The following is a 1477-nucleotide window of genomic DNA, read 5'->3' on the forward strand; positions in this document are numbered from 1 at the left end:
GATAACTTTATATTCGGCATTGCTACCCCCGCCCAAAGACCCACTAAATAAATTAGTTGCTAACAGAAGCGCCAAGACACCTGAGATTTTTCTTCTCATTTTATTAAAATCCCCTTTCCTACGACGTGCAATTATGTATGTTAGCCACATAGGCAATTAAGCGCATACCTAATTATATTAACGGCAAGATAAGACCCCAAGTTTAGAAAATAAGAAAAACGCCTGACGGCGTCCTTTAGTTCGTACGATTTAGTTCATACGTGCAAAATAGCCGGGTGTGGGGAACAATCTACATCCGGCTTATTTTCTTACGTCACTAATCCTGTACTCGTAACCATGAATTCCTTTGTAATATTCCGGGTACATGCCTCCTCCACATTCTTCGCAGCGGAATTGCGGAGGTACTGTTGGATCCCCATCATCCATCGCATCGAAATTTCGAACGACATTCAGCGGAATCTCTTCTGTTGTATGACATTGAAGACAGATGTAGGTTACTTTCGCTTTGCTATGCAGCCCGCTTTGCGGCTTTTTCTTTTTCTTCGCTACCTTTCGTTTCTTTGACACCGGCGACATCCCGAATCATCCTCTCCAGACATGCCTTTGAGGTGGAGCACACCGCGTACTTCACCTTCAATTCCCATCCTCAAGGCAAGCTTCTCCCTTGTATTCGTAATAACTTTCGCATTTCGGACAACATGGCGGCTTCCCCGTCCTGCTCCTTGACCCGTTCACTCCACGTTCTGCGTTTCAATATCCGCTTTGCCTTGACGATCCATCTTCTCGCCGCTTTTTGCCACTCGCTGACTAACTTCTTGCACAGGCTCTTGATCCGCCGCGAGTAAACCCCATAGTAACGAATCGTCTTAAAGTTTTCATCCGGGATATGTCGGATCAGCCTTCCGATGAATTCTTCCACCGGGATCGTCTCCGTTTTCTCCTCCCCATCCGTCTTATCCCGATAACGAAAGGTCACCGTTTCTCCGTCGTACGCTTCGATCCGGCTCACCGCAATCGCCGGTCTTCTCATATATCGCCCGATATATCCGAGTTGCCGCTTGACGTTCCCTTTCTGTTTCGGGGCATACACATAGAAGCCTTCCCCATTTTCGGAGTAGGCTTTTTGCAAACGGGATTGTACTTGCTTTTTCTCTCGGGCGCTTAACTTTCGGCGAATCAGCTTCAACACAACCGTCTGCCATTGTTTACGCAACATCTCGAACGGCACAAAGTCATACGTTTTCCATTCCCCGTTCTTCTTCATCCCGCCCATGGTTACTAGCATATGGACATGGGGATTGAAATTCATCCGCGCCCCAAAGGTATGAAGCCCTGCTATGATGCCGGGCGTCACCTTGTGCTTCTTCTCGAAATACGTTTTGACTACACGGACGGCCTCGTCCATAAATTCTTTGAGCAGTTTGTCTCGGTGGAGAAGAAACACTTCGCGTAATCCTTCATCAACCGTGAAAACGAC

Annotated in this window: 2 protein-coding genes; both read right to left on the minus strand. The window is 47.4% G+C overall.

Features of this window, described 5'->3' with window-relative positions:
- Window positions 1-300: 300 nt before the first annotated feature.
- Entirely contained in the window at window positions 301-576 is a 276-nt protein-coding gene (locus L323_RS34635; RefSeq protein WP_020816262.1) for a hypothetical protein, read from the minus strand.
- Window positions 577-646: 70 nt separating this feature from the next.
- The coding region (locus tag L323_RS0120930) for an IS91 family transposase (protein ID WP_200859515.1) at window positions 647-1477 on the minus strand (831 nt) is incomplete at its 5' end.

It is taken from the genome of Ruminiclostridium papyrosolvens C7 (assembly GCF_000421965.1).
Lineage (GTDB): Bacteria > Bacillota > Clostridia > Acetivibrionales > DSM-1351 > Ruminiclostridium > Ruminiclostridium papyrosolvens_A.